Source organism: Desulfitobacterium sp. (genome assembly GCF_035539115.1).
In the GTDB taxonomy this organism is placed as follows: Bacteria; Bacillota; Desulfitobacteriia; order Desulfitobacteriales; family Desulfitobacteriaceae; genus Desulfitobacterium_A.
Genome location: NZ_DATLJA010000043.1, coordinates 70,841 through 95,965 on the forward strand (window position 1 = coordinate 70,841; position 25,125 = coordinate 95,965).

The following is a 25,125-nucleotide window of genomic DNA, read 5'->3' on the forward strand; positions in this document are numbered from 1 at the left end:
AGGAGAGGAATTCCATGTTGAATTTAGACAACTATAAAATCGCCAAGAATGTTCATGCCTATCACCAAGGGGATATCAATGTTGCGTATGATATTAATTCCGGCTCACTCCATGTTTTAGATGATCTGACGTTTGCTATTCTGCAAATCATGAAAAAGCTGCAGAGCAATGGGAAAGTTCTCAAGGTGCAAGAAATTTTCTCTTTGCTTCAGGGTGAAGGTCAAAATTGTTCTGAGGAGGAACTGCGCGAAGTTCTCGGCGAATTTGGAGAACTTCAGAAAGAGGGCATCCTTTTTTCGCCAGAGGCTGAAGAATGGAATCCGGTCTATCCCGAGCGCCCGATTATTAAGTCTATCTGCTTGCATGTAGCTCATGATTGTAATTTGCGGTGTAAGTATTGTTTTGCTGGAACGGGAGCTTTTGGCGGTGACCGGGGTTTAATGAATATTGAGACAGGTAAAAAAGGAATCGATTTTGTCCTGGATGCATCGGCCCACCGCAAACATTGTGAAGTCGATTTTTTTGGAGGAGAGCCGCTCCTTAATTTTCAAGTTGTTCTAGAGCTGGTTCATTATGGTCGGCAGGCGGCAGCAGAACGTGGCAAAACCATAAAATTTACCTTAACGACCAATGCAGTACTTCTCACAGAAGAGGTCCAGAACTTTTTGGAGCAAGAGGATATCAGCGTCGTACTGAGTATCGATGGTCGGCCAGAGGTTCAGGACCAGATGCGTCCCTACGCCAATGGAAAGGGAAGTTACGATCAAGTCGTTCCGCGTATCCAGCAGTTTGCAGCGAAACGTCCGGAATCTTCGCCACACGCTGTCGGAACGTATTACTACGCTCGGGGAACCTATACCCATTTTAATCTCGACTTTGACAAAGATGTGGACCATCTCCTTGAATTAGGAATCAAACAGATCTCGCTCGAACCAGTTGTGGCCAAGCCGGATGAATCCTATGCTTTTCAAAAGGCTGATTTACCTAAGATCCTGAAAAGTTATGATCGCCTTGGGGAGGATCTTTTAGCACGCAAAATGAAAGGTGAAGAATTTAGCTTTTTCCATTTTAACGTTGCGCTGGAACAAGGCCCATGTTTGCCTAAACGGATATCTGGCTGTGGAGCGGGTCATGAATATGTCGCCATCTCTCCGGAGGGAGATCTTTACCCCTGCCATCAATTTGTGGGGCAAGAGGAGTTTAAGATGGGTTCTCTTTGGGATGAGCCAATAGAACTGAATCCCCATTTAATTCAAGCTTTCCGAAATGCTCATATTTATAAGAAAGCGTCTTGCCGAGATTGCTGGGCAAGGTATTCCTGTAGTGGGGGCTGCCACGCGGCAAACCATGCCTTTAGCGGTAAACTAGATGAAGTGTATACTTTAGGCTGCGAATTCCAAAGGAAGCGCTTAGAAGTCGCGCTTTATTTGCAAATCAAAGAGAAAAGTTTAAACTCTAGCTATGAAAAAGATTCGGCAACGAAATGAGTTAGGGCGTTAAAAGGGTCATCACTGTCTTAAGGGTCATTAGAAAAACTAAACGCAGAGCGGAGAGGATAAAATATGGCACTCAAGCGATCGGCTTGTCCGTTGAATTGTCCAGATAGTTGTGCCTTTCTGATAAATTATTCGGAAGAACAGGGACTGCAAGTCAGGGGGGAAAAAGAGAATCCAGTGACTCAGGGTTTTATCTGCTCGAAGGGGCAAGCCTTAGCTAAGCTGGTTTTCTCGCCGGATCGCCTAAAGTTTCCCTTGCTCAAGGATAAGCATAAAGGTAATTTCCAAAGAATCTCTTGGGATGAGGCTTATGAACTTTTGGCGCAAAAGATCCAGGAGACTCTGGATCAGACGGGTCCCTTAGGAATTCTTCACCATTATGATTATGCTCACAGTGGGGCATTACGAGCTTTGGATCAGCGTTTCTTTCAGGCTCTTGGGGGAATGACGGAGCCGGAGGGTAGTATGTGCTGGGGTGCCGGATATCGAGCTCAAGAGATTGATTTTGGCGGAGTGTATGAGAATGACTGGACAGAGCTCGTCCATGCCAAAGCCATAATCCTTTGGGGTAGGGATCCTGCCGTTACCAATATCCATCTTGTTCCGCATTTGTTGGCGGCCAAGCAAGAGGGTGCGCATCTCCTGGTGATTAATCCGACCCGGGTGAAAAGTGCTGACTTGGCTCAAGAATATCTCCGCGTTAATCCAGGTAGCGATGGGGTTTTGGCCTTAGGACTTGCGCATATAATTCTGCGTGAGGGCTGGCTTGATTGGGACTTTGTGCGGAATTACGTTCACGGCTTCGAAGAGTTTGCGCTTAAGGTTAAGGAATATGAGCCTGCGCAAGTAGCAGAGATAACCGGGATAAACGTGGAAAAACTGGAGGAGTTGGCTCGTTGGATTAGTCATTCAGGCCCGGTGAGTTTTATCCCAGGCTATGGCTTACAGCGTTATGTCCAAGGTGGGAATACGCTACGTGCGATTAATGCGTTAGCAGCACTGACCGGAAATATTGGGAAGCCGGGTGCAGGGGTTTATTACGCTCATCAGTATCACAAGGGGCAGCTCAATACGGTTACTTTGCCTGAGGAGCGGTATCGTGTACGAAGATTTCCTCATCCATTTTTCGCGGAGAGTATCCAAAAAGCCGAGCCCCCGATTCAAATGGCGGTGGTGACTCGTTCCAACCCCTTGCTTCAACAACCGAATTCCCTTCTCTGGAAGGAGGTCTGGAGCAGGATTCCTTTTAAAGTAACTTTGGACCTGGTTATGTCGGAGACGGCACGCCAATCCGATTTAGTGTTGCCTGTGACGACAATATTTGAAGAAGAAGATTTGATTGCGACTTCCTGGAGTCCGATGCTTCAAGTTACCGAAGAGATTGTTCCGCCTCAAGGTGAGGCTAAACCTGAACCCATGATCTTTAGTGAATTAGCTGAGCGTCTAGGTATTGGGCAGGAATTCCGCTTGACTCCGGCTGAATGGATTAGGGAGATTATCTCCCCCTTGCGTGAATACGGGATTACCCTGGAATCCTTGCGTCAAGGTCCTGTGCGAGCTCCCTATATTCCGAAGGTAGCCTGGGAGAATTTAAACTTTGCAACCCCAAGTGGGAAAATTGAATTGGCTTCGGATTTGGCACTGAAGGAAGCAGGGGAACGAGTCGCTTCGCCTCGGATTCGGCAGGCTGGGAAGAATACGACTCTTTCAGTAGACTATCCCTATCATTTGCTGACTCCGCATCCCCAACAGGCCATTCATTCTCAGTTCCAAGCGGATGAGGGATTCCAGATGCTTATCCACCCAGATTTAGCGGCGAAGTTCTATCTTTTCCCGGGTGACCAGGCCCTCGTGGAAACGCAATATGGTCAGCTCTTGGCTCGAGTTTATGTTTCCGAGGACATTCATCCACAAACCGTTGTGATTCCTGAAGGGAGTACGAATAGCGGTTTAGGGGTAAATCAAATGATTCAAGGCCAGTGCTCAGATCTCGGCAAATCGACTTCGTACTATGAGGTCGGTTGTCAAATCCGCAAATGGCTTGTGGACTAAATAAACTTGAGATGTTAAAATAAGGAAGAACAGAAAGACCAATTGTTCAGGAGGGATTAAGAGTGCATAAAAAGCATCGGACTACGGCAATCATTATTGTTGCTTTGGTTAGCCTAAGCATGATAGGGTCATCTTTCGCTCTTTTTTTCAGTGATACACCCGGGACTCCGACTGCAACAGCAGCAAATTCTAAGAATTCTGCAGATTCCCAAGTACAAAGCTTGCAGAGCCAGGTTGACGGTCTTAATCAAGCCGTTAAGGCGAATCCGCAAGATCCCAATCTTCACCTCAGTCTAGCAAATTCTTACTATGACTTGGGCATAGCTCAATTGAATAGTAAGCAAGATCAAGCGGCTACAGCCAGTTTGAAGCAGGCGACAAATGAGTACCAAGAGGTGCTCAAGAGTAAAAAGGATGATGTCAATATCATGGTGGATATGGCAACAGCAGCTTTTTATGGCGGGGATAATACTTTAGCCGAGACAACCTTTAAGCAGGCCTTAGCGATCAAACCAGACTTTTTAAATGCTTTACTTAATTACGGGATTTTTCTAATGGAGGCTAAAGGAGATTATTTGGGGGCTATTGCCGAGTTTAATCAAGCCTTAAGCACGAATCCCTCATCGACAGATGCAGATCGCATTAAAGGCTTAATCAGTACGGCGCAAGCTAAGCTTAACGGGAACGCTGGAAAATAAGGAAAGTCCTTTACTTTCACCTTTCAGATCCAATAAATTATTAGAGGCTGTTCACAAAATCTCCATTTCTTTGGAGATTTTCTTTTGCTATAATAGAAGTTACTGGGAAGAAGGTAAAGAATAGTGCATTTTGCGACGCTAGTGAGTGGTAGTTCCGGCAACGCAACTGTCGTCGGGCATAAAAATCGAAACTTTCTTATTGACTGTGGTGTTTCCCTTAAAGCCTTGCTTAATAATCTTGCTCTTTTAAATATTCCTGCCACGGAAATTGAGGGCATCATTGTGACGCATGAACATACCGATCATATTAAAGGAATTGGCCCTGTCGCGCGTAAACTTAAGATCCCGATTTTTGCGACAGCGGGAATTTGGGAGGAGATGACTCCTTCTCTCGGGAAAATTGATGAACAGCAAAGGATTATTATCAAAGATTCTTTTTCATGTGCTGGACTAAAGGTTCAAGTTTTTCCGACCTCACATGATAGTAGGGAAAGTTACGGATTTAGAATTCAAGGCCCTGTTATGGGATCTGCTAGGGAAAAAACGCTTGGCATAGCAACAGATACCGGGATAATTACTGAGGAAATGAATCATTATCTCAAGGGGTGTGATGCCCTCATTGTCGAGGCCAATCATGATGAAGAAAGATTATGGAATGGAAGGTATCCCTGGTATCTAAAAAAACGAATTAGTGGAAATCGGGGGCACCTTGAAAATAAACAACTGGCTGAGGGACTTTTGGAATGGATTCAAGGGAATACCGAACGTGTTGTCCTAGCCCACTTAAGTGAAGAAAATAATACTCCGGAACTGGCCCTTTCGACCGTTCTCAAAATTCTTAAGGATTCACACGTGGCGAAGGATAATCCAGACTTGCGTTTAAGAGTTGCACCACGTTATACGCCGCATGAACTTATTATTTTGGGAGAAGACTAAATTCAGAAATTGAGGAGGTCGAGGATTATGAGTTATTATAATAATCCCGGGAAATACCCCGAGTATTCACCCGGTTCTTCCAGACGTAGACCCGGAATTTTCTTTATCGTGGTCTTAGCCTTAGTTAGTGCGCTTGTGGGTGGACTGATTTCAGCTGCCATCGTCATCCCAAATGTCTATGGTAATCAAGTCGCTACCAATCAAGTGGTTTTAGGTCAAGGAACAACTACCCCGCCCGTTAATGTTACAAACCCTACCGGTTTTCCAATTGCTGAGGTTTCGAAGGCTGTAGGGCCAGCTGTAGTTGGGGTGGGTAACTTCCAGCAAAAAGGGCGTTTATTTGGGAATAGCGGCATGGCTGAAGTGGGAAGTGGTTCCGGTTTTATTATCGATGCTAAAAATGGCTACATCGCAACCAATAATCATGTTATTGAAGGGGCTAAAAAAATCGTTGTTAGTTTGGCTGATGGACGAAATGTCGATGCAACGCTTGTTGGAGCCGATACCCGTACGGATTTGGCAGTCATCAAAATTTCTGAAGTTAATAATTTAACGGGTGCTCAATTTGGCGACTCGGAGAAACTTCAAGTTGGAGAGCCTGTCGTAGCTATCGGTAATCCGGGAGGCCAGGAATTTGCCCGTTCGGTAACGGCAGGGGTGGTTTCGGCCAAAAACCGTGTTTTGGAGATTCAGGGGGAATCAAGTTTTAACCTGATCCAGACCGATGCGGCAATCAACCCAGGAAATAGCGGTGGGCCATTGGTTAATTATCAAGGACAAGTGATTGGCATTAATTCGGCTAAAAATGCTGAACCGGGCTATGAAGGAATGGGTTTTGCGATTCCCATCACTGATGCCCTACCCTTCATTCAACAGATGATTGAAAAGGGCTATGCTAGCCATCCTGGTCTGAACGTTTCAATCGATGAGCGTTATACAGAAGAATGGGCAGCTCAGCAAGGTTGGCCAGCTGGGGCTTATGTTGCCCAGGTAGCTACCGGTGGTCCGGCAGATAAAGCAGGAATTAAAGCAGGGGATGTTGTGACGAAGGTTAATGAGGCCACGATTAAGAATGCTTTAAATCTCACTCGTCAACTCTTTCGATTTAAGCCTGGGGATAAAATAACGGTCACATATTATCGGAATGGCGCGACCCAAGATGTATCGGTGACCTTGGCTGAGCTGAAGCAGTAATAAGGAACTAGGAACTTAGTGGCGGTTTGCCATCGGACAATGACTTAAGTGAGAGAAAGAAGTTAAATTAAGATACATGAAGAAGGGGAGAATACAAAGCAATTGTATCCTCCCCTTCTTAGAATTTGAGGTGAGAATATGTTGCAGGCTAAGGTCGTGGCCGTGGGTAAGGTGAAAGAAAAATTTTTACAGGAAGGGATAAGAGAGTACTCGAAAAGACTGAGTTCCTATCTGCGATTAGATATCGTCGAGGTTACGGATGAGCCTTGTCCGGAGAAGCTCTCCGAGGCGGAGGAAGATCGCGTTCGGGAGAAGGAAGGAGAGCGAATTCTTAAAGCTCTGAATTCCCAAGACTATGTTGTGTTGCTTGATCTTAAGGGTAAGGAATTGACATCACCGGAACTCGCCAATTTTATAGATGATTTGGCATTGTATGGACGAAGTAATATCGCCTGGGTGATTGGTGGATCACTAGGAGTTGCGGATTCGGTTCGCGAGCGCTCAGATTTTTGCTGGTCGTTTTCAAAATTAACTTTTCCCCATCTACTGATGCGGGTTATGCTTTTGGAGCAGATATATCGGGCTATGAAAATAAGTAAGGGAGAGCCGTATCATAAGTAGAGGCGGATCAAGGCTTCTTAACTTTTAAACTTCATTCCAATGGAGTAGGCTCGGTCCTAGTTACGATTTCACCGATGAACTGGGTGTGCAGACCAATATCGACCGTATGTATTAGTCGACATTCCAAAATCAGGGGGAATTCTCTAACATAAGGGGCATCAACAATTTCACTCTTAACTGCGGTTAAAAGTAATTATATTATGATAGCCGGGCTGCCATAAGACAAAAAATATTATGCTTGTGGCTGTTGTATTTTACAAACTATAATAAAAGAGAAAATTAACTACTTAGAGGGAATGCAAGCATGGAAAACCATACGTTTCGAGATTTGAATCCAAGAAATATTGTGGCCGGGATTGTAGCTGCCTTATTAGCGATTACAGGTCCACCTGCTCTGATTTTAGAAGCAGCTGCCAAAGGAAATTTCACGACAACACAAACAATTGCTTGGATGTTTTCTGTTTATGTATTCGGCGGGGTTTTTAGCATCCTCATGCCCTTACGTTATCGGATGCCGATCGTGGGGGCCCATTCGATTACTGGGGTAGCCTTTCTTGCCACAGTTACCGCGCAATTTACCTATCATGAACTCATCGGTTCTTATCTTTTGGCCGCTTTGCTGATGCTACTAATTGGGGTTCTGGGTATTTTTTCAAAGTTAATGGATTATGTACCCAAGGAAATTATCGCAGCAATGCTCGCGGGCATGATCACAAAATATATGGTTAATTTTGTGGTTTCGATAAGTCAGCTAGTATTCGTGGGTGGCTCTGCACTTCTTGCCTATCTCTTTTTTAGTAAAGGAAAGAAGCGGATTCCGCCTATGGTTGCTGGGGTTCTAACAGGAACTGTCCTCTTACTTTTAACCTATCCCCTGAGTAGTAAGGGGATGAAGGTCCCTTTTGTTTTTCCACACGTTCAAGTTCCTGAGTTTAGCTCCATAAGCTTCCTCTCAGTTTCCATTCCTCTTGCCCTGCTTATTTTAAGCAATGATGCGGCGGTCGGGATTGGGGCTTTAGAACAAAATGATTTTCATCCACCTGTCAATCGGGTCGTTACCTTGAGTGGTATTTTTTCGATCATTACGAGTTTCTTCGGCGGACAATCCGCAAATATTGCGGGAATGATGTCGGCGATTTGTGCAGGTGAAGAGGCTGGCCCGAAGGAAAAGAGGTATATGGGAGCTGTTGTTTCGGGAGTCATTATTCTGTTCTTTGGATTATTTTCCTGGAAGCTGGTTCCCTGGATTCAGGCTTTACCACCAGCATTTATTTCGATCCTTGTTGGCTTTGCCCTTCTTGGTGTGTTTGGCAACAGTCTACAGATTAGTTTTTCCCGACCGACGATGAAACTAAGTGTGGCTTTTGCTTTTGTGATCGCTTTATCGAATATTACGATCTTAAGTATAAGTGCCCCCGTATGGTCCTTATTAGTCGGGACATTGATTGCCCGCTACATTGAAGAGCAGACGAGTATTCCCAGTTGAGGAGAAGTTTAGCTGTTGCCCTTGATGGGTAATTTCAATGACTTTTGTGGGGGAATCCGTCATTTTCTGGGCAAAGGTTTTGGAGACCTGAAGATCATCGGCGAAATGCATGGGAATCAAGAACTGAGGATGAATTTCCTGAATAAAATGTTCGGCACCGGCCGAATAATTTTCCTCTAATCTTGGATCGACGGGAAAAAAGGCAATATCGATTTGTTCTCCCTTGAGTTTCTTGATTTCATCTTTAAACCCCTTTTCGGCTTTAACCATTTCTTCTGGAGTATCTCGCCAGTACCACCAATTTAGGTCACCGGCATGGAAGAGACGTAGGCCCTCACATTCGACGAGGAAGGAAACACCGATATCGGTAGAGTTATAGGCTTTAACTTTAAGGCCATCGACCGTGATCACTTCATTAGGAGCCAAGGAATGAACATGGTTGACCGTGGGGGGGACAGGAATATCGCTACTTAATATGTACTGGGTGGCAGGTCTCCTTTTCTGCCATTCGAAGATGACAGGATTAAAATGGTCAGGATGGCTATGCGAGGAAAAAATAAAAGTCACTTTGTCGTTGAGCTGGATTGGACCTCGATAATAATCAAAGACCAGAACATGATGCTCGGTTTCGACACTAAAACCACTATGATATAAATAATTAATTTTGATATTCAAATTCTCCATTGTTATCACCTCTTAATGATTATACAATAATTATGGATAATCCTAACGATTTTATGATCGAGATTTATTGATGATTTTGGGATATACTAATACAATAGATTGAAGAGGAAGGGATTCGAGATGAAATTTAAGTTTAACCATAACAATATCAATGTCTTTAATCTAGAGAAAAGCTTGGATTTCTATAAAGAAGCGTTGAAATTAGTCGAAATCAGTAGAATTGAACCGAAAGATGGGGATTTTGTTTTAGTTTACCTTGGAGACGGCGCTACGCAACATAAGTTAGAGCTGACTTGGTTAAAGAATAGAACAGAAACTTATAATTTAGGGGATAATGAATTCCACGTTGCCTTGACCGTGGATGATTTTGCAGCTGCTTATGAACATCATCAAAGGATGGGGTGTATTTGTTTCGAAAATAAAGAGATGGGAATCTATTTTATTAATGATCCCGATGATTATTGGGTAGAAATTTTACCCGCTCATTAAACTACTCTCAGAAATGGACGAAAATAATTAATAATAGCGAGGTAATCTCAAGAAGAGGAGATTACCTTTTATTTGAATAGGTGAAAACAATGATAAAATTTAAACCCTTGAGCTTAGAAAACCGAGATTTACTGCTAAAATATCTTAAAAATTATTCCTTTAAGACGTATGAATATTCCTTTTTAACTCTTTATCTCTGGAGAAAATATTGTAATGTTGAGTACGCAATTTTTCAAGATGGGCTGCTTCTGAAGAAAAACGAGGAAAAAATCGGGAGCTTTTTTATGCAACCGCTTGGCTTCCCCAAAGAAACTTTACCCGACGTTATTCAGGAACTTAATCAGCTAAAGCAAGAAGATATGGCTTTTAAGTATCTTTTCCGAGATATCGAAGAACCGTTCTTGAACCAGCTGCAAGAGATTTATGGAATCGATGTTCTTTATCTCGAGGATACGAAGGATTTTGATTATATCTACGAAACCGAGAAATTAATTAATTTGCCAGGTACTAAACTGCATAAAAGAAAAAATCTATACAATCAGTTTATCAAAGCTTATCAGTTTGAAATCAAAGATATTCATGATCAGTTGGTCCTTGAAGATTGTCTCGATTTCTCAAGAACGTGGTTCGAGAATCAGAGTGTTAAAACCAAGCAGATTACTTGTGAACTTGAAGGAATTCGCGAGGTCTTAACTCATTTAGAGCTGCTTAATGCCATGGGTATGGCGGTCTATGTTGATCATAAAATAGTAGGTTTTACAATTGGTGAAAAGGTTAATTCGCAAATGGGCGTGATTCATATTGAAAAAGGGGATACAAGGTATAAAGGAATCTATGCTTTCATTAATCGAACATTTGCCAAGAGATATCTTAGTGATACGATGTATATCAATCGGGAAGAGGATCTCGGAATTGAGGGGTTAAGAAAAGCCAAACTTGCCTATGACCCGATCAAACTTGAAAAGAAGTTTATTATCCAATCGATTTACAGTGAGGCGGATGCACAGAAAAAATTTGTGGCCAGGGGATAAGTGGGTCTCGAACATTCGGGAAATGGTAACACTAGGGAGCAATTAAAGAAGGAAACTCTAATTTGGCGTAGAATTTTATCATTTTAGGGTTGATGGGGATAGAAAGGTTGATATTAGTGGAAAACACGTCTTCAAATTTTTTACGCAATATTATCATTGAGGATTTAAAGACCGGTAAAGAGGATCATATTTTGACTCGTTTCCCACCCGAACCCAATGGTTATTTACATATTGGGCACGCAAAATCCATCTGCCTAAATTTTGATTTAGCGGATGAATTTAAGGGAAAAACCAATCTTCGCTTCGATGATACCAATCCAGTCAAAGAAGATACCGAATATGTGGAGTCGATTAAGGAAGATGTAAAATGGCTGGGGTATGAATGGGATCACCTTTTCTTCGCTTCAAATTATTTTGAGGAAATTTATAAACGGGCTGTTTTATTGATTCAAAAAGGGAAAGCATACGTTTGTGACCTTTCCGCTGAGGAAATCCGTAAATCACGGGGAACGTTAACTGAACCAGGCAGGGAAAGTGTTGATCGCAATCGGTCGATTTTGGAGAACCTGGATCTATTTGAACGGATGCGTAAAGGTGAATTTAAGGATGGGGAGAAGGTACTCCGGGCTAAGATTGATATGTCTTCCCCCAATATTAATCTGCGCGATCCGATCCTCTACCGGATTGCCCATACGACTCACCATAATACGGATGATCTCTGGTGTATCTATCCGATGTATGATTTTGCCCATCCGTTAGAGGATGCAATTGAAGGTGTGACCCACTCTATTTGCACCTTGGAATTTGAAGACCACCGTCCTCTTTATGATTGGGTGGTTCGTGAGTGTGAAATGGTTAATGTACCCCACCAATATGAGTTCGCACGTTTAAATATCACCAATACCGTCATGAGTAAGCGAAAACTCAAACTTTTAGTTGAGGAAAAGGTTGTTGACGGTTGGGATGATCCAAGAATGATGACGATTTCCGGACTTCGCCGGAAGGGTTATACGCCTGAATCGATCCGCAATTTTGCCCGGGAAATCGGTGTCGCTAAAGCGGATAGTATCGTCGATGAAAAGATGCTGGAGCATTTTATCCGGGAAGATTTAAAACTAAAAGCTCCCCGAACGATGGCTATTCTTCAGCCGTTAAAAGTAGTGATTACAAACTATCCAGAGGGGCAAGTGGAAATGCTTGAGGCTGAGAATAATCCCGAGAATCCAGAAATGGGAGTCCGGCAAATCCCGTTCTCTCGGGAAATCTATATTGAACAGGATGATTTTAGGGAGACACCGCCGCCAAAATATTTTAGACTTTTCCCTGGAAATGAAGTTCGGTTAAAGCACGCGTACTTTATTAAATGCCAAGAGGTTATTAAAGATGAATACGGAAACGTCATTGAGATTCACTGTACGTATGATCCGGAGACGAAAAGTGGCTCTGGATTTACGGGCCGAAAGGTGAAAGGGACGATTCACTGGGTCGAAGCGAGTCAAGCCCTTCCCGCGGAGTTCCGTCTTTATGAGCCGTTAATTCTTGATGAACAAATGAAAGAGAAAGAAGAGGAAGGGAAGACGTTCCTCGATTATATCAATCCGAACTCGCTCGAAGTTCAAGCAGGCTTTGTTGAGCGGAATATGGCAGAGGCTAAGATTCAGGATAAATTTCAGTTTTACCGCCATGGGTACTTTAATGTCGATCCGAAATATACGACTTCCGAGAAGCCGGTATTTAATCGGATTGTCTCATTGAAAAGTTCATTTAAAATCGACTAAAAAACAGTGGATGTGATTTAGAAACGAAAAAGAAGAAGGCTGTGGGGATTATTAAAAAATCCTTACAGTCTTCTTCGTGTTTTGATTTAGAAGGTGAGGCCTGTCAAAACGACCCCGTTTAACCTAAACTGTACATAATAAGAAAAATGCGACATAGCTAAGGATGTAGATTTTTTATACAATTTACCTTTCTGAAATTTACGCTTTATTTATCGTCATCAAATTCTTTTTCATACTTTTGACCTCTGCGCTGATTAAACTTATTTGCGATTAAAAAGATTGCTACATATAAAACTAAAAATATGAATAGGAAAACTACTGGGTTTTTCCAGTCATACACTGCTGACTTCTTCATCGAATCATAAATAAACACCGCTGATGCAACCACTAGGACTGCAATTGTTATAATCAGATTCTTTACCGATTGCTTATTCCCATGCTCACTGTAAATACTTATCTTCATCATGTGCATTCTTATAAACTGATACAGCGGGGAAAATATCAAAATTAAATATTCCGTAATACATTCCTTTAAATCCATTTTAAATACTAAAATTTTAACTGAAAATGATAGAGCTACGCCAAGTAAAATTATAATTGCTAGTTCACTCCATATTTTATTTTTTGCTTGTTCAATTCTTTCATCTTTCATTATCATCATCCTTCCAAAAAATATCATTCAATGTTTTACCTAACGTTTTGCATATAGCCATACACAAGTGTAATGATGGATTAAATTTACCCGCTTCAATCATTCCGATGGTTTGTCTTGTTACACCAACCGCTTCTGCCAATTGCTCTTGAGACATATCCAAAATAGCTCTTGCTGCTTTCAATTTAAGGTTCTTCAAATATCGCCCCTCCTTACATTACATATTATACATTTTGATATGCAATATGTAAATTATATATTACATTAATATTGTAAAAAAAGCACTATCTTAGTCATTTGTTGTAAGACATTGATAATGCTAATAATTATTCCTTGCTTCGTAATATCCTACAATTATACAGTTAACACCAATAGCCCCTATTTTGAATTAAGATTTTGGGTATAAAAAACAGTTGCGATTTTCACTGATATTTTTGGTTTTTACACCTCAAGAACTGAACCCGTTATGCTAAACGACCTTATCTTTTTTATCATAAGATAATGAAACTAAGCAGTGATTGCCCCTGTTTTCGCTTCTGTGACCTGGAGGAGATCTTCGGGTGCGATGAAGATCTGTAAGCCGCGCATTCCGGCGCTGATGGACAGGCCGTCAACTAAGTCTACTGTCTCGTCGAAAAATACAGGATATTTTTTCTTTGTACCGAGTGGGGACACTCCACCGCGGATATATCCAGTTAGGGGTTGAACCTCTTTTAAGTGGACGACTTCGACTTTTTTATTGCCACTGAGTTGGGCCAAGGATTTAAGGTTAAGCTCTTTATCTGCAGGGATGCAAGCAATGATAACTCCCGTTTTATCTCCGCGCGCAACGATAGTCTTAAAGATCTGTTCGGGCGGGATTCCGACTTTTCGGGCTACGGTAACGGCAGATAAGTCAGATTCATCGACTTCGTAAGGAATTATTTTATAGGAAATTCCCGCTTGATCGAGGATCCGTGCAGCATTTGTTTTTTGAGACATGATCAGACCTCCACGTGAATTAAGTTAGAAGTTAATAATTACAATATAAGGATTGAATGGGCTTACGTCAAGACTTCACCGGAGGTAAGATGTGATCAAACTTTATTTAAAAAACATTTTTCTAAAGCATTTGGGCATTCTAAAAGTGGTTTAGTTTAAAGGAGGAATGTTAAAATGAATGAGGAAAAAAGTAAGCCAGAGGAACTCAAACGTCAACTATGGGAACCTGCTGGTGTTATCAGTGTTAGTGACCAACCGGGGAAGGATTATGGAGTTGAACCTCACGAGAGCAAAAAAAGAGGCCAAATAAAGTTAGAGGTCGAGGAGGCTTTTCATAATAAAGGCTTAATGGAGAATCTTTCAGAAAACACCTCGAAGCCGGGCCAGATCCAACCTTAAGCAGGATCGGTGTTGGGTTGACATAGTTTTTGATCTGTTGCATAATAGTACAATACTAAAAAAGTGAATGATAGAGGTGCGGTGAATTAAGAGTACGTATTGTGAGGCAGCCGAACAATGATCAATACGGAAAGGAATTCTCGCCGAAGCCTAGGTTCAAGGCTAAGAATCTCAGGCTGGGCTTGCAGTGAAAAAGTGCAAGACTGTCACCGGAAATTGGTGGAGTGCTATCTCGTCCATTGAAGGTGGAGAATTATTCTCCTGCCTTTAAAGCGGTTGTGAGTGTACTCGTAACCGCTTTTTATGATGGGGATTTGAATCGACCATTCACCGAAAAAAGGGAGGATTGGATCGTGGCAAATAAAACATTACCATTTAACCAAGAGAAGTTAGAAGCAATTGTAGCTCAATATGGAACCCCTTTTCACATTTATGATGAGAAAGCAATTCGGGAGAATGCTCGACGCTTAACTCAGGCCTTTGCTTGGGTACCAGAATTCCAAGAGTATTTTGCCGTGAAGGCGACGCCCAATCCTTATCTTTTAAAGATTTTGCGGGAAGAAGGTTTTGGCGCAGATTGCAGCTCACTGGCGGAGTTGGTTTTGGCAGAGAAGAGCAGAATTACCGGAGAAAATATCATGTTTACTTCGAATGACACACCCGCTGTAGAGTTTGAGAAAGCGAGAGAGCTTGGCGCAGTCATCAACCTTGACGATATCACTCATATTGACTTTCTGGAAAGAATTGTGGGTATACCTGATTTAATTTCTTTCCGCTATAATCCTGGACCCTTAAGAGCGGGTGGAAATTCCATTATCGGAAATCCGCAAGAATCAAAGTATGGTTTAACGAAAGAACAACTTTTTCATGCCTACGAAATCGTGAGGGATAAAGGCGCTACTCGCTTTGGTCTGCACACGATGGTGATCTCGAATGAGCTTAACCCCAATTACTTCATCGAGACTGCAGAGATGATGTTTGACCTCGTTGTCGAACTTAAAGAAAAGTTAGGAATTAGAATTGAACTCGTCAATTTCGGGGGTGGAATCGGAATTCCTTATCATCCGGACGAAGAGCCGGTTAAATTAGAATATGTTGGCGAGGGAGTTCGTAAAGCCTATGAGGAACGGATTATCCCGAGGAATTTACATCCTCTTAAGTTGGCGCTGGAATGTGGGCGGGTGATTACAGGCCCTTATGGTTACCTAGTTACGCAGGCTCTGCACAAGAAAGAAATTTATAAAAACTACATCGGCTTGGACACATGTATGGCTGATTTAATGCGGCCAGGTATTTACGGAGCGTATCATTATGTGACGGTGGTGGGAAAAGAAACGTGGCCGAAGGATCATATCTATGATATAACCGGCAGTTTATGCGAAAATAATGATAAGTTTGCCATCGATCGGGAACTTCCTCGTATCGACCTAGGAGATCTCATCGTGCTTCATGATACGGGTGCGCATGGGCACGCCATGGGTTTCAACTATAATGGTAAGCTTCGCTCAGCTGAACTCCTCTTAAAAGAGGATGGAACAGTCGAAATGATCCGGCGGGCTGAGACCCTTGAGGATTATTTTGCTACCCTGGATTTTTCTAGATTAGGGTAAGCAGAAAAGACCTTAACAATTGATCCCCTCATACCACTTGAGCTTGAGCCGTGGTCTGGGGGGTCAATTTATAGTTACGCGCGAAGGCTATATCGACGACCTTTTCGCCACGTGCCGAGAGCATGCCCGCATATTCGTTAGCTTATCGATGATATATTCAGCGACTCCATTCCGTGTATCTTCGACGTTCACTTCCATTTGTTAACAATTACATTCTATATAAATTATCAATAATTCAATCTGATATATTACAATACGGCTTTAAAAGATTAATTTAGGAGGATGCAGGAGTTTTACGGCTTGAGGTGGAAATTATTCTCTGCCTAGATTAAGTAGGAACGCACTGAAGGGAGACTCACTCATGAAGAGCACTTTAATTAGAAATATTTTCCGCAATCCTGATCCGTATTTCAATCAAGAAATTGAGGTTTCAGGATGGATTCGGACGCTTCGGGCTTCGAAAGCCTTTGGTTTCATCGAATTAAATGATGGGACTTTTTTCAAGAATCTCCAAGTTGTTTTTGAAGAAGGTTTGGAGAATTATGCGGAAACCGCGAAATTGGCAACGGGAACTTCGATTATCGTTAAGGGTATTTTAGCTGAATCACCAGGTGCAAAACAGCCGTTTGAACTTAAAGCGCAAACGATTGTTGTTGAGGGTGAGTGTGCCTCGGATTATCCCCTGCAAAAGAAACGCCATTCTTTCGAATATTTGCGGACAATTGCCCATTTGCGTCCTCGAGCCAATACGTTTTCTGCCGTCTTTCGGGTGCGCTCCTTAGTGGCCTTCGCGATTCATCAATTTTTTCAGGAGCGTGGCTTTGTGTATGTCCAGACCCCGCTTATTACGGGCAGTGACGCTGAAGGAGCTGGCGAAATGTTTCGCGTGACTACCTTAGATTTAAATGCGCTGCCTCGGACGGAAGAAGGGAAGATTGATTACAGCAAGGACTTTTTTGGACGGGAGACAAATCTGACAGTGAGTGGGCAGCTCAATGTCGAGGCCTATTGTATGGCTTTTCGGAATGTCTATACCTTTGGACCTACTTTTCGAGCAGAGAATTCCAACACCGCTCGGCATGCAGCAGAGTTCTGGATGATTGAGCCTGAGATTGCCTTTGCCGATTTGGAGGATGACATGGAGTTAGCTGAAGACATGATTAAATACATAATTAATCATGTTCTCGAAAAGGCTCCGGAAGAAATGGCGTTCTTTAATGAATTTGTCGATAAAAATTTATTGGAAAGACTCAATAATATCGTCCAATCCGATTTTGAGCGGGTCACGTATACTCGGGCGATCGAGCTGTTAGAGAAGGTTAAGGATCAGTTTGAGTATCCTGTGGAATGGGGGATAGATTTGCAAACCGAACATGAACGTTATCTGACGGAACAAGTCTTCAAGAAACCCATTTTTGTTACGGATTATCCCAAAGAAATCAAAGCGTTTTATATGAGGATGAATGAAGATCAAAAGACGGTTGCAGCGATGGATCTTCTTGTTCCTGGAATCGGCGAAATTATTGGTGGAAGCCAACGTGAAGAACGTTTGGATGCCTTGGAAAAAAGGATGGATGATCTCGGCCTCAAAAAAGAAGATTACGACTGGTATCTTGACTTGCGTAAATATGGGGGGACCCGTCACGCGGGCTATGGTTTGGGTTTTGAGAGAATGATCATGTATTTGACAGGAATTTCTAATATCCGGGATGTTATTGCATTCCCGAGGACGGTTAAGAACGCGGAATTTTAATCTAATCCGAAATAAAATAGACCGGGGCAACCCGGTCTATTTTTTATGCAGGTTTGGATAGCCTGGACAGGTAAGCGAGGATGTGGTAATTTTAAGAATGGGGAGGAATACTATGAATCTACTGGTTACAACCGAGGCTCAACACTATATTTTTTTAAAGGGTGGAAATGCACGAGCTAAGCTGGAGCATCCGTCCCTGCAACTGGGTCGTCCGAAAGAATCTGAAGTTAAAGAGTATAAGGAAGTTCAACTGAATGACCATGTTAAAATTTATGTTCATTTATCGTTATTAAGCCTAGATGATAGTTATCAACTTAAAATAGATTTAAAGAGGGGCCTTTTGGGCAAGAGATTAGTATTAACAGGAATATAAAATAATGCTTGCAATCTAAGGAGGAAAAGTTTATGCCTAATCGAGAATTATTACTCATTCCTGGTCCGACACCGGTTCACGACGACATCTATGAAGCTTTGGCAGGGGAGACCATGGCTCATACCGATTCACGGTTTGTCAAGATTTTCGAACACAGTTTGGAAATGACCCGACAACTGTTTAACACAGATGGCGAGGTTTTTGTTGTAGCTGGCTCAGGGACTTTGTCGATGGAACTCGCCATCATGAACACGGTGGCTCCTGGCGAAAAATTATTAGTGATCAGTCATGGCTTTTTTGGAGACCGCTTTACACCTTTAGCTAAAGCGTTTGGGATTCAAGTAGATACGATTCAGGCTGAATGGGGCCAGCATGTTGATGCGGCTGAAGTTGAGAAAAAATGTGCCGAAGGACATTATAAAGCGGTAACCGTAACGCATGTTGATACTTCGACAGGTGTCATGGCTAACCTGGAGGAGTTAGTACCGGCTGTGAAGAAAAGCGGTGCGCTTTTCATTTTGGATGGAGTCTGTGCTGCAGCTGCAATTGAAGAAGATATGAAGAAGGAATATGGGAATCCTGAATACCGGATTGATGTGGTCTTAACAGGGTCCCAAAAAGCAATCGGGGTTCCTCCGGGATTGGCGATTGTTGCCTTTGGGCCGAAGGCTCTTGCTGCCCGCGAAGCGCGGGAGGGTGTTTTGGGGTATTATGCGGATATTAAAAACTGGCTGCCGATTATGCAGGATCCAGGGAAGTATTATGCGACCCCACCGGTCAACATGATCTATGCTTTCGAGAAGGGTATGGAGATGGTTATTTCTGAAGGCCTAAACACGCGTTATCGGCGTCATGCTGCGTTGGGCAAAGCCGTTCGGGCAGGTTTAGCAGTCTATGGCATGAAAGCTCTAGCTCCTGAAGCGATCGCGGCGCCGACCTTAAGCTGCATCCTCTATCCGCAAGGTGTTAATGACGCGGAATTCCGTTCGAAACTGGCAGCGAAAGGGATGATCATTGCGGGTTCGCTAGCTTCGTTGGCTGGTAAGGCATTCCGGATTGGGCATATGGGTAATGTCACCAAGGATATGTTTGTCAAAGCGATGGAACTTGTTGGGGAAACCTTGCAAGAGATGGGACAGAAAGCCGATACTCAAGGCGCGGTGAACGAGTTTAAACGGGTTTACGAAGCGAATCTATAAGTCTAGAAACGAGGGGACAGGTTCCTCGTTTCACCCTCATAGCACGACTTTGGAATCCTAGCTTAGAAGGCTGCGAACACGGGTCAGCGCCTGGGAAGAGAAATTTATCTTGAATGACAACAACGAAGACAAGGGGATGATTCCCTTGTCTTTTTTTTACAGACCCGTAAACGTAGCTTCTCGCACAGGAGTGAACGATTTCATCGGAGGGGCGTTAAAGCAAACGAAGCTTTCAAGACGAAAGCCCGGAAGGGGTTTCGCGCTTTAGCTTTAGCGGCGCCGTGGACTTGGCCAAACAAGTGCGATACTCTACACAGGAGACTATCGGGAAACAAGTGCGAACATCCCACTGGGACTTTCGGGCCTGATGTCGCGGGCGCAACCTTCGGGCGAACAGAGCTAAAGCGCGAAACAGTCCACCGGACTATTTCGTCACTGGACTGTTCGGGACGCGTAGGAGCGACGCACTTGCAGAAAGCAGAAGGGTTGGCAGAGCTGCCTCGGAAGCGAGTGACGACGGCACATGGACGTGCCTAGTGCAAGCGACTCCAAACAAGTGTGGACAGTCTCACCGGGACTATCGGGATGGGAAAAGGCGCTGTACAGCCCCGGAGATGTAAGTGAACGGATGCGCGAAAAGCTACACTGTATAAAAAACAAGACTATTCTAGAGTTCTACTCCAGAGTAGAATTTTTCGGTTACTAGTATTGGATAATTGAGCAAAACTTTAGCCACACTAAAGAAGAAATCTTTAAGTGAGGTGAGGAAGCATGACACGCAGGAAACTTTGGGCCGGAGGGCTTGCCTTAATTCTAGCCTTGGTTTTGACGAGTGTGGCGTATGGAGCTTTGGGTGATCGCTTGTTAAGCAAAGGATCAAATGGGCCAGAGGTCACTGAGTTGCAAAAACGACTAGCTCAATTGGGCTATACAGTCGGTACGCTGGATGGAAAATATGGGTCGAAGACTCAGACGGCGGTGCGTCGATTCCAACAAGAACATGGGTTAAAAGTGGACGGCTTGGCTGGAACGGCCACGATCAAAGAATTGAAACGTTTAACTGGTGAGAGCACAACATCCTCAGGTAAACCTGTCGGAACAAAGAACGTGGATGTCAATCTTTTGGCCCGATTAGTCAATGCGGAGGCTCGGGGAGAACCTTACCAGGGACAGGTGGCTGTCGCGGCTGTCGTCTTGAACCGGATTAAAGATCCTGCTTTTCCGAAAACGGTAGCCGATATCGTTTATCAACCGGGGGCTTTTTCCAGTGTGAGTGATGGACAAATCAATTTAGCACCTCAGTCTTCAGCCCTGAAAGCGGCTCAAGCAGCGGCAAATGGGTCTGATCCCTCTCAGGGTGCAGTCTTTTTCTTCAATCCCGCTAAAACTTCCAACAAATATATCTGGTCGCGACCGCAAATTCTTCAAATCGGAAATCATATCTTCACGCGCTAAGGAGGGAAAATGTATGCATAGAAAATTTTGGTATGGTGTTTTAGGGATTGCTCTTGTCCTTTCTTTAGGCTGGGGATTTAATGAATACCGGCAAGCCGAGAATTTACGGCTATCATCAAATAATCAAAATCAGCGCGCCTTTCGAGATTTAGCCAGCCACATGGATCAACTGGAAACTAGTTTAGCGAAAGGTCGGGTGGCTTCAACTACAAATCAAAAAGTGCTTCAATTAAGTCAGGCCGGAAGTAATAGCGAGGCTGCCATGAAGGACTTAGCCCAACTTCCAGCAGAGGACACAGGGTTAAGTTATGTGGGACAGTTCTTGAATCAGGTGGGAGAATTCTCACGAAATGCAGCTCAGAAGGTTGCGAATGGAACGAATCTAACCAGCGATGAGGAGAAGACGTTAGCCGATGTGCATGATCGTCTGATTACGACGAACCGAAAGGTTCAAGATTTATTGGTGCGCGTCGATACAGAAAACTTAGCGTGGACTAGTCCTCAATCTAATGTGTTTCAAAGGTTGAGCTTCGGCAAGGCACAGATTGCGGAAGCTTCAGCCGAAGGTCAGGATGTTCAACCGAACTCAGTGCGCGCTGGGTTGGATCAACTGAATGCCAGCCTGCAAAAGCTGCCGCCCTTCTCCTATACTGGAGAATTTGCCACCCGCTCTGTGGCAGAGCCGCTAGGGCTACCCACTCAAGAGGTGACTAAAGATAAGGCGCAGGAGGTAGCGAACGACTTCCTAGCAAAGGTAGGTTCCCCGGGTGTTAGTCTGGAATTTGCGGGGGTAAGCTCAGGACCGATGGGAGGGTATCTTTGGAAGCAAGGCGATATTAGCCTAACCGTCAGCAAACGGGGTGGGGTAGTTACTGAATTCTGGAATCAAAGGTCACTTCAGGAGCGGACGTTAACGACAGATCAAGCGAAGAGTAAAGCGCTGATGACGTTAACAAGCTTGGGCTGGTCGTTGGTGCCAACTTCGGTTGAGGATTATGGTGGATATATTCGGCTTGAAGTTATCGATGAAAAGGATAAGGTTCGCTACTATCCAGACAAAATCCGCTTAACGGTTGCTTTAGATAATGGACAGATCACAGCATATGATGCAACACCGTATTGGGCTTATCATCATCCGCGGAAACTTTCTTCCAAAATAACAGCGGACCAAGCAAGGGCCAAGTTGCAGAGCAGTTTTCAAACAAAGGAAACTGGTTTGGCTGTCATTCCGGTCTTAGGTAATCGCGAAGTTTTGGCTTATGAATTCCGTGGCACGTATCAGGGAGAAGAATATTTAGTTTATGTCAATGCGGAAAACGGCCTTGAGGAGAAGATCCAACGAATTATCAAGACCCCACGCGGAGAATACCTGCAGTAGAGAATAAACTTAAGCCCATGGTTAATTGCTTAGTCAAGTTTTCTTTAACCATTCTGAATGCGATGTTCAAAAGAATTTCTGACAGAGACAGATGATTTTATTTATCCAAACTGCCGTCTAAAGGAGGTTCAGATCCTTGATTCAACTGGATTTCTGTTTTTGGTTCAGTCTCTACAACCTCTTATGGACCAATTAATGATCGCGTTTTAGTAAGTCTTTAACTTTTAGCAGTTGGTAGATCTCGGGTTCGACAGTCAAACCCTATTTTAGGCACATGGTAAAATCTGATACCAGCTAATCATGCGGGTTACAGGGGTTATCCACAGGAAAACAGCTCAAAATCCCGTAGACACAAGATTCTGTGGATAACATCTGTCACCTGAAGAATACTTATTGATTATGTAGGTATTGAGTGGTAAAATATTTTATATGTTTTTCGATTCCCTAATAGGTATGTTTTAATATCATCAAGTAAATCAAGTTTGCTATTGAGCATTTGTATTATTCCGATAGCCTAAGCTTCAAATAACCTGACAAAAGGCAATATAACCTTTGATTTTCTTGGGTAAAAGAGAGTATTCTTTTTAAGTACGAAACCCATGAAAATACTGGCTTTTTTCTTCAGAAGTGGTTAGAAAACGTAGATACACGACAAGTTATTCACAGGTGCCTTAAACTCTTGTGCTCCAAGGATTTGAGGCATTTTTCGTGCCTACTGACTGTCGAACCCGAGTCAATATTTGTTCCCTTTCCTATTTATATTTCCTTACAGGCAGAACCAAAGCAGTAAACTTTGGGGATGTTGGGTGCAGAGCCCCCACTTATAATACATTAAGTCGGTCTTCAAATTGAACAAAAATGCATGAAAGGCTTTAGGCCTTTGTCTCACTGCCTAGTTGGAAACGCCCTGTTTCCAACTCGTCTCCGTTGCGTACTTTTCGCGAGTTTAGTATCCGCTCGCTTAGAAGAAGCGCGCCTTCTTATTAAATACGGAAGGCTAACAGATCCATTTCGCCATGCTGTCAGTAGCAGTCAATATTAACTGCCATGCGGCATGGCATAAAGAGATCTGCTTAAGGGGAGCGAAACGGATGGTTTCCACTGAAGTGATCGCTTACCCAGAGCTTGGTCCGGAGATGGTACGTCGGCTTGAAGTCAAGAATTTTCCGGTGATGGTTATTATCGATCAAGAGTGGAATAACCTCTATGAGACGGGGAAGGCACAGTATCGGAGGTTTTAACGTCGTGGTATGGATAAGGATTATCTAAAGTACTTAATAAAAAGCTCTAACCTTCAATATGTGAAAATTAAAGCTTTTTAACTGATGCGATTAATTAACTTTGGACGATAGAATGCCTTTTAACTTGATCGAAAATCACTTAGGAATCTTTTAAGATCATGCCTTTAGTTTCAATTCCAAGTGCAGCCATGAGAAAACCACCTAGGACAAATGCTCCTGCCACAATGGCGAAAACGCCAGTAATACCGATGGAGGATAGACCTGCACCGATGACGATGGGAGCAAGAAATGATCCAATGCGCGAGCATGCCGACGCAGCACTAACTCCGGTAGCTCGAACTCTTGTCGGGTAAAGTTCTGGAGTATAGGTATAGGTAATCCCCCAAATAGCAGAGACAAAAAACGAGGTTATAACACCAAGCAAAACAACAATACCAGTTGTAACATTATTACCTAATGCCCACCCATAAACTACTGCTGCAACACCAGCCAGTAAGAGGTTAGTTACTAACAGCCACTTGCGCCCAAACTTATCCATTAGATAGGCACATAGAATCTGGTTGGGTACATAGGCGATTTGCATAATTAAAACATAGAGGAAAGACTTGACCATTGTGTGACCAGCTTTGACGAAAAGCGTAGGCAGCCACGAAAATAAACCATAATATCCAAACATACCTAAGAACCATAATCCCCATAACATAATCGTACGCTTTATATATTTATTGGAGAAGAGCAAGCCCATAGTGACCTTCTCCTGGGTAGCGACGACTTCAGTTGCAATGTCATCTAAGACTACTGGTGGAAGAGTATGCGTTTTGGACGTAATCTTTTCAATCTTATCAATAATTTTCTCAGCATCATCATTGCGTCCTTGAGCGATTAACCAACGTGGCGACTCCGGTAAGTGACGGCGAACAAAGAAAATATAGAATGCGGGTAGGGCACCAGCTACAAAGGCCCACCGCCATCCAAATGTCGGAATAATAAAATAGGCAATGAGTGCGGCCAAAACCCAGCCCACTGCCCAGAAGGTATTAAGTAGCCCTTGTACTTTTCCACGGTGAGCTGCAGGAATAAATTCACCAAGAAGTGAAGTTACTACTGGTGTTTCGCCACCGAGTCCAACTCCTACAAGAAATCTAAAAACTAAGAGGTATGTGAAATTTGGGGCTACAGCACAGAGTAAAGAAAAGACTGCGAAGAGAAGCATTGTGATTTGAAATACTGCTTTTCTTCCCCAGCGGTCAGCAATGGGCCCGGAAAGCAAAGCACCAACGAACATGCCGACTAATCCAATACTTAATAAATATGGCTCCGACTTGAGTAGTGGTGAGATTCCACGCTTGGGTAAGAGCGGTAACCACAAATGTGACTAGGCCGACGTCAAAGGCGTCAAAGGCGTCAAAGGCCCATGCACAACCGTTGATCACCAACATTCGGTAATGAAATGAGCCTAAGGGTAATCGCTCCATTCGTGCAATAAGCATTTCTCTTGAATTATCAGACATTTAGTTTTCCCCCTTTACAGATTTTTAGGTCTAGTATTGAACGCGCTGTATTGATGTTCTATGCAGCATTACTCACCTCCTCTCATATAGTTTCTACTAAAGCTTAAA

General features: G+C 43.3%; 22 protein-coding genes, 2 pseudogenes and 1 riboswitch. Of the genes and pseudogenes, 18 read left to right on the forward strand and 6 right to left on the reverse strand.

Going from position 1 to position 25,125, the window contains the following annotated elements:
• Nucleotides 1-14 precede the first annotated feature (14 nt).
• The 6 genes from scfB to rlmH all read left to right on the forward strand — a co-directional run bounded on the left by scfB (nucleotide 15) and on the right by rlmH (nucleotide 6,997).
• A complete protein-coding gene (scfB, locus tag VM640_RS08460) occupies nucleotides 15-1,487 on the forward strand; it encodes a thioether cross-link-forming SCIFF peptide maturase (protein WP_325391195.1) in 1,473 nt (490 codons plus the stop codon).
• Nucleotides 1,488-1,562: 75 nt separating this feature from the next.
• Complete coding sequence (locus VM640_RS08465) at nucleotides 1,563-3,548, forward strand: molybdopterin-containing oxidoreductase family protein (RefSeq protein WP_325391197.1); 1,986 nt, start codon at nucleotides 1,563-1,565, stop codon at nucleotides 3,546-3,548.
• Between the two features lie 62 nt (nucleotides 3,549-3,610).
• Complete coding sequence (locus VM640_RS08470) at nucleotides 3,611-4,246, forward strand: tetratricopeptide repeat protein (RefSeq protein WP_325391199.1); 636 nt, start codon at nucleotides 3,611-3,613, stop codon at nucleotides 4,244-4,246.
• A 123-nt stretch (nucleotides 4,247-4,369) separates the two neighbouring features.
• Nucleotides 4,370-5,182 carry an MBL fold metallo-hydrolase gene (locus tag VM640_RS08475; protein ID WP_325391201.1) on the forward strand — a complete coding sequence of 271 codons (813 nt, stop codon included), beginning with the start codon at nucleotides 4,370-4,372 and terminating at the stop codon, nucleotides 5,180-5,182.
• 27 nt (nucleotides 5,183-5,209) lie between these two features.
• A complete protein-coding gene (locus VM640_RS08480; RefSeq protein WP_325391203.1) occupies nucleotides 5,210-6,376 on the forward strand; it encodes a S1C family serine protease in 1,167 nt (388 codons plus the stop codon).
• A gap of 141 nt (nucleotides 6,377-6,517) precedes the next feature.
• On the forward strand, nucleotides 6,518-6,997 hold the full coding sequence (rlmH, locus tag VM640_RS08485; protein WP_325391341.1) for a 23S rRNA (pseudouridine(1915)-N(3))-methyltransferase RlmH: 480 nt from the start codon (nucleotides 6,518-6,520) through the stop codon (nucleotides 6,995-6,997).
• Between the two features lie 31 nt (nucleotides 6,998-7,028).
• Here rlmH and VM640_RS08490 read toward each other — a convergent pair whose 3' ends face one another.
• Nucleotides 7,029-7,163 (reverse strand): flavin reductase, encoded by a 135-nt coding sequence (locus VM640_RS08490; RefSeq protein WP_325391343.1) that lies wholly within the window; start codon nucleotides 7,161-7,163, stop codon nucleotides 7,029-7,031.
• 138 nt (nucleotides 7,164-7,301) lie between these two features.
• On the opposite strand from VM640_RS08490, the gene VM640_RS08495 reads away from it, so the two are divergent.
• Nucleotides 7,302-8,483, forward strand: a complete 1,182-nt coding sequence (locus tag VM640_RS08495) for a benzoate/H(+) symporter BenE family transporter (RefSeq protein ID WP_325391205.1) — start codon at nucleotides 7,302-7,304, stop codon at nucleotides 8,481-8,483.
• Here the strand turns inward: VM640_RS08495 and VM640_RS08500 are convergent.
• Nucleotides 8,427-9,167: an MBL fold metallo-hydrolase gene (locus VM640_RS08500; protein ID WP_325391207.1), complete on the reverse strand. Its 741-nt coding sequence runs from the start codon at nucleotides 9,165-9,167 to the stop codon at nucleotides 8,427-8,429. The genes VM640_RS08495 and VM640_RS08500 overlap by 57 nt on opposite strands.
• 120 nt (nucleotides 9,168-9,287) lie before the next feature.
• Here VM640_RS08500 and VM640_RS08505 point away from each other — a divergent pair, with 120 nt between their 5' ends.
• The 3 genes from VM640_RS08505 to VM640_RS08515 all read left to right on the forward strand — a co-directional run bounded on the left by VM640_RS08505 (nucleotide 9,288) and on the right by VM640_RS08515 (nucleotide 12,465).
• A complete protein-coding gene (locus tag VM640_RS08505) occupies nucleotides 9,288-9,656 on the forward strand; it encodes a VOC family protein (RefSeq protein WP_325391209.1) in 369 nt (122 codons plus the stop codon).
• Between the two features lie 89 nt (nucleotides 9,657-9,745).
• Nucleotides 9,746-10,687 (forward strand): DUF2156 domain-containing protein, encoded by a 942-nt coding sequence (locus VM640_RS08510; protein WP_325391211.1) that lies wholly within the window; start codon nucleotides 9,746-9,748, stop codon nucleotides 10,685-10,687.
• Nucleotides 10,688-10,803: 116 nt separating this feature from the next.
• Nucleotides 10,804-12,465, forward strand: coding sequence for a glutamine--tRNA ligase/YqeY domain fusion protein (locus tag VM640_RS08515; protein ID WP_414647942.1), 1,662 nt, complete (start codon nucleotides 10,804-10,806; stop codon nucleotides 12,463-12,465).
• 205 nt (nucleotides 12,466-12,670) lie between these two features.
• Here the strand turns inward: VM640_RS08515 and VM640_RS08520 are convergent, their stop codons facing one another.
• The 3 genes from VM640_RS08520 to ybaK all read right to left on the reverse strand — a co-directional run bounded on the left by VM640_RS08520 (nucleotide 12,671) and on the right by ybaK (nucleotide 14,098).
• Nucleotides 12,671-13,117, reverse strand: coding sequence for a DUF6773 family protein (locus tag VM640_RS08520; RefSeq protein ID WP_325391213.1), 447 nt, complete (start codon nucleotides 13,115-13,117; stop codon nucleotides 12,671-12,673).
• Nucleotides 13,107-13,316, reverse strand: a complete 210-nt coding sequence (locus VM640_RS08525) for a helix-turn-helix transcriptional regulator (RefSeq protein WP_325391215.1) — start codon at nucleotides 13,314-13,316, stop codon at nucleotides 13,107-13,109. Before VM640_RS08525 ends, VM640_RS08520 begins: the two co-directional genes overlap by 11 nt.
• 308 nt (nucleotides 13,317-13,624) lie before the next feature.
• Nucleotides 13,625-14,098, reverse strand: a complete 474-nt coding sequence (gene ybaK, locus VM640_RS08530; protein ID WP_325391217.1) for a Cys-tRNA(Pro) deacylase — start codon at nucleotides 14,096-14,098, stop codon at nucleotides 13,625-13,627.
• A gap of 174 nt (nucleotides 14,099-14,272) precedes the next feature.
• Here ybaK and VM640_RS08535 point away from each other — a divergent pair, with 174 nt between their 5' ends.
• The 8 genes and pseudogenes from VM640_RS08535 to VM640_RS08570 all read left to right on the forward strand — a co-directional run.
• Nucleotides 14,273-14,497, forward strand: coding sequence for a hypothetical protein (locus VM640_RS08535; RefSeq protein WP_325391219.1), 225 nt, complete (start codon nucleotides 14,273-14,275; stop codon nucleotides 14,495-14,497).
• Nucleotides 14,498-14,560: 63 nt separating this feature from the next.
• Nucleotides 14,561-14,735, forward strand: a riboswitch (Lysine riboswitch).
• A 115-nt stretch (nucleotides 14,736-14,850) separates the two neighbouring features.
• The gene (locus VM640_RS08540) at nucleotides 14,851-16,107 is read left to right on the forward strand and encodes a diaminopimelate decarboxylase family protein (RefSeq protein ID WP_325391347.1); all 1,257 of its coding nucleotides are present in this window, start codon (nucleotides 14,851-14,853) and stop codon (nucleotides 16,105-16,107) included.
• A gap of 361 nt (nucleotides 16,108-16,468) precedes the next feature.
• Nucleotides 16,469-17,860, forward strand: coding sequence for an asparagine--tRNA ligase (asnS, locus tag VM640_RS08545; RefSeq protein WP_325391221.1), 1,392 nt, complete (start codon nucleotides 16,469-16,471; stop codon nucleotides 17,858-17,860).
• 112 nt (nucleotides 17,861-17,972) lie between these two features.
• Nucleotides 17,973-18,233: a hypothetical protein gene (locus VM640_RS08550; protein ID WP_325391223.1), complete on the forward strand. Its 261-nt coding sequence runs from the start codon at nucleotides 17,973-17,975 to the stop codon at nucleotides 18,231-18,233.
• A gap of 32 nt (nucleotides 18,234-18,265) precedes the next feature.
• Nucleotides 18,266-19,432: a pyridoxal-phosphate-dependent aminotransferase family protein gene (locus tag VM640_RS08555; RefSeq protein WP_325391225.1), complete on the forward strand. Its 1,167-nt coding sequence runs from the start codon at nucleotides 18,266-18,268 to the stop codon at nucleotides 19,430-19,432.
• A 771-nt stretch (nucleotides 19,433-20,203) separates the two neighbouring features.
• The gene (gene sleB / locus VM640_RS08560; RefSeq protein WP_325391227.1) at nucleotides 20,204-20,887 is read left to right on the forward strand and encodes a spore cortex-lytic enzyme; all 684 of its coding nucleotides are present in this window, start codon (nucleotides 20,204-20,206) and stop codon (nucleotides 20,885-20,887) included.
• A 13-nt stretch (nucleotides 20,888-20,900) separates the two neighbouring features.
• Nucleotides 20,901-22,265, forward strand: a complete 1,365-nt coding sequence (locus VM640_RS08565) for a PepSY1/2 domain-containing protein (RefSeq protein ID WP_325391229.1) — start codon at nucleotides 20,901-20,903, stop codon at nucleotides 22,263-22,265.
• 1,082 nt (nucleotides 22,266-23,347) lie between these two features.
• Nucleotides 23,348-23,506: pseudogene (locus VM640_RS08570) on the forward strand (fumarate hydratase C-terminal domain-containing protein); the annotation flags it as partial.
• Between the two features lie 139 nt (nucleotides 23,507-23,645).
• On the opposite strand, the pseudogene VM640_RS08575 reads toward VM640_RS08570, so the two are convergent.
• Nucleotides 23,646-25,017, reverse strand: a pseudogene (locus VM640_RS08575) (MFS transporter).
• Nucleotides 25,018-25,125 lie beyond the last annotated feature (108 nt).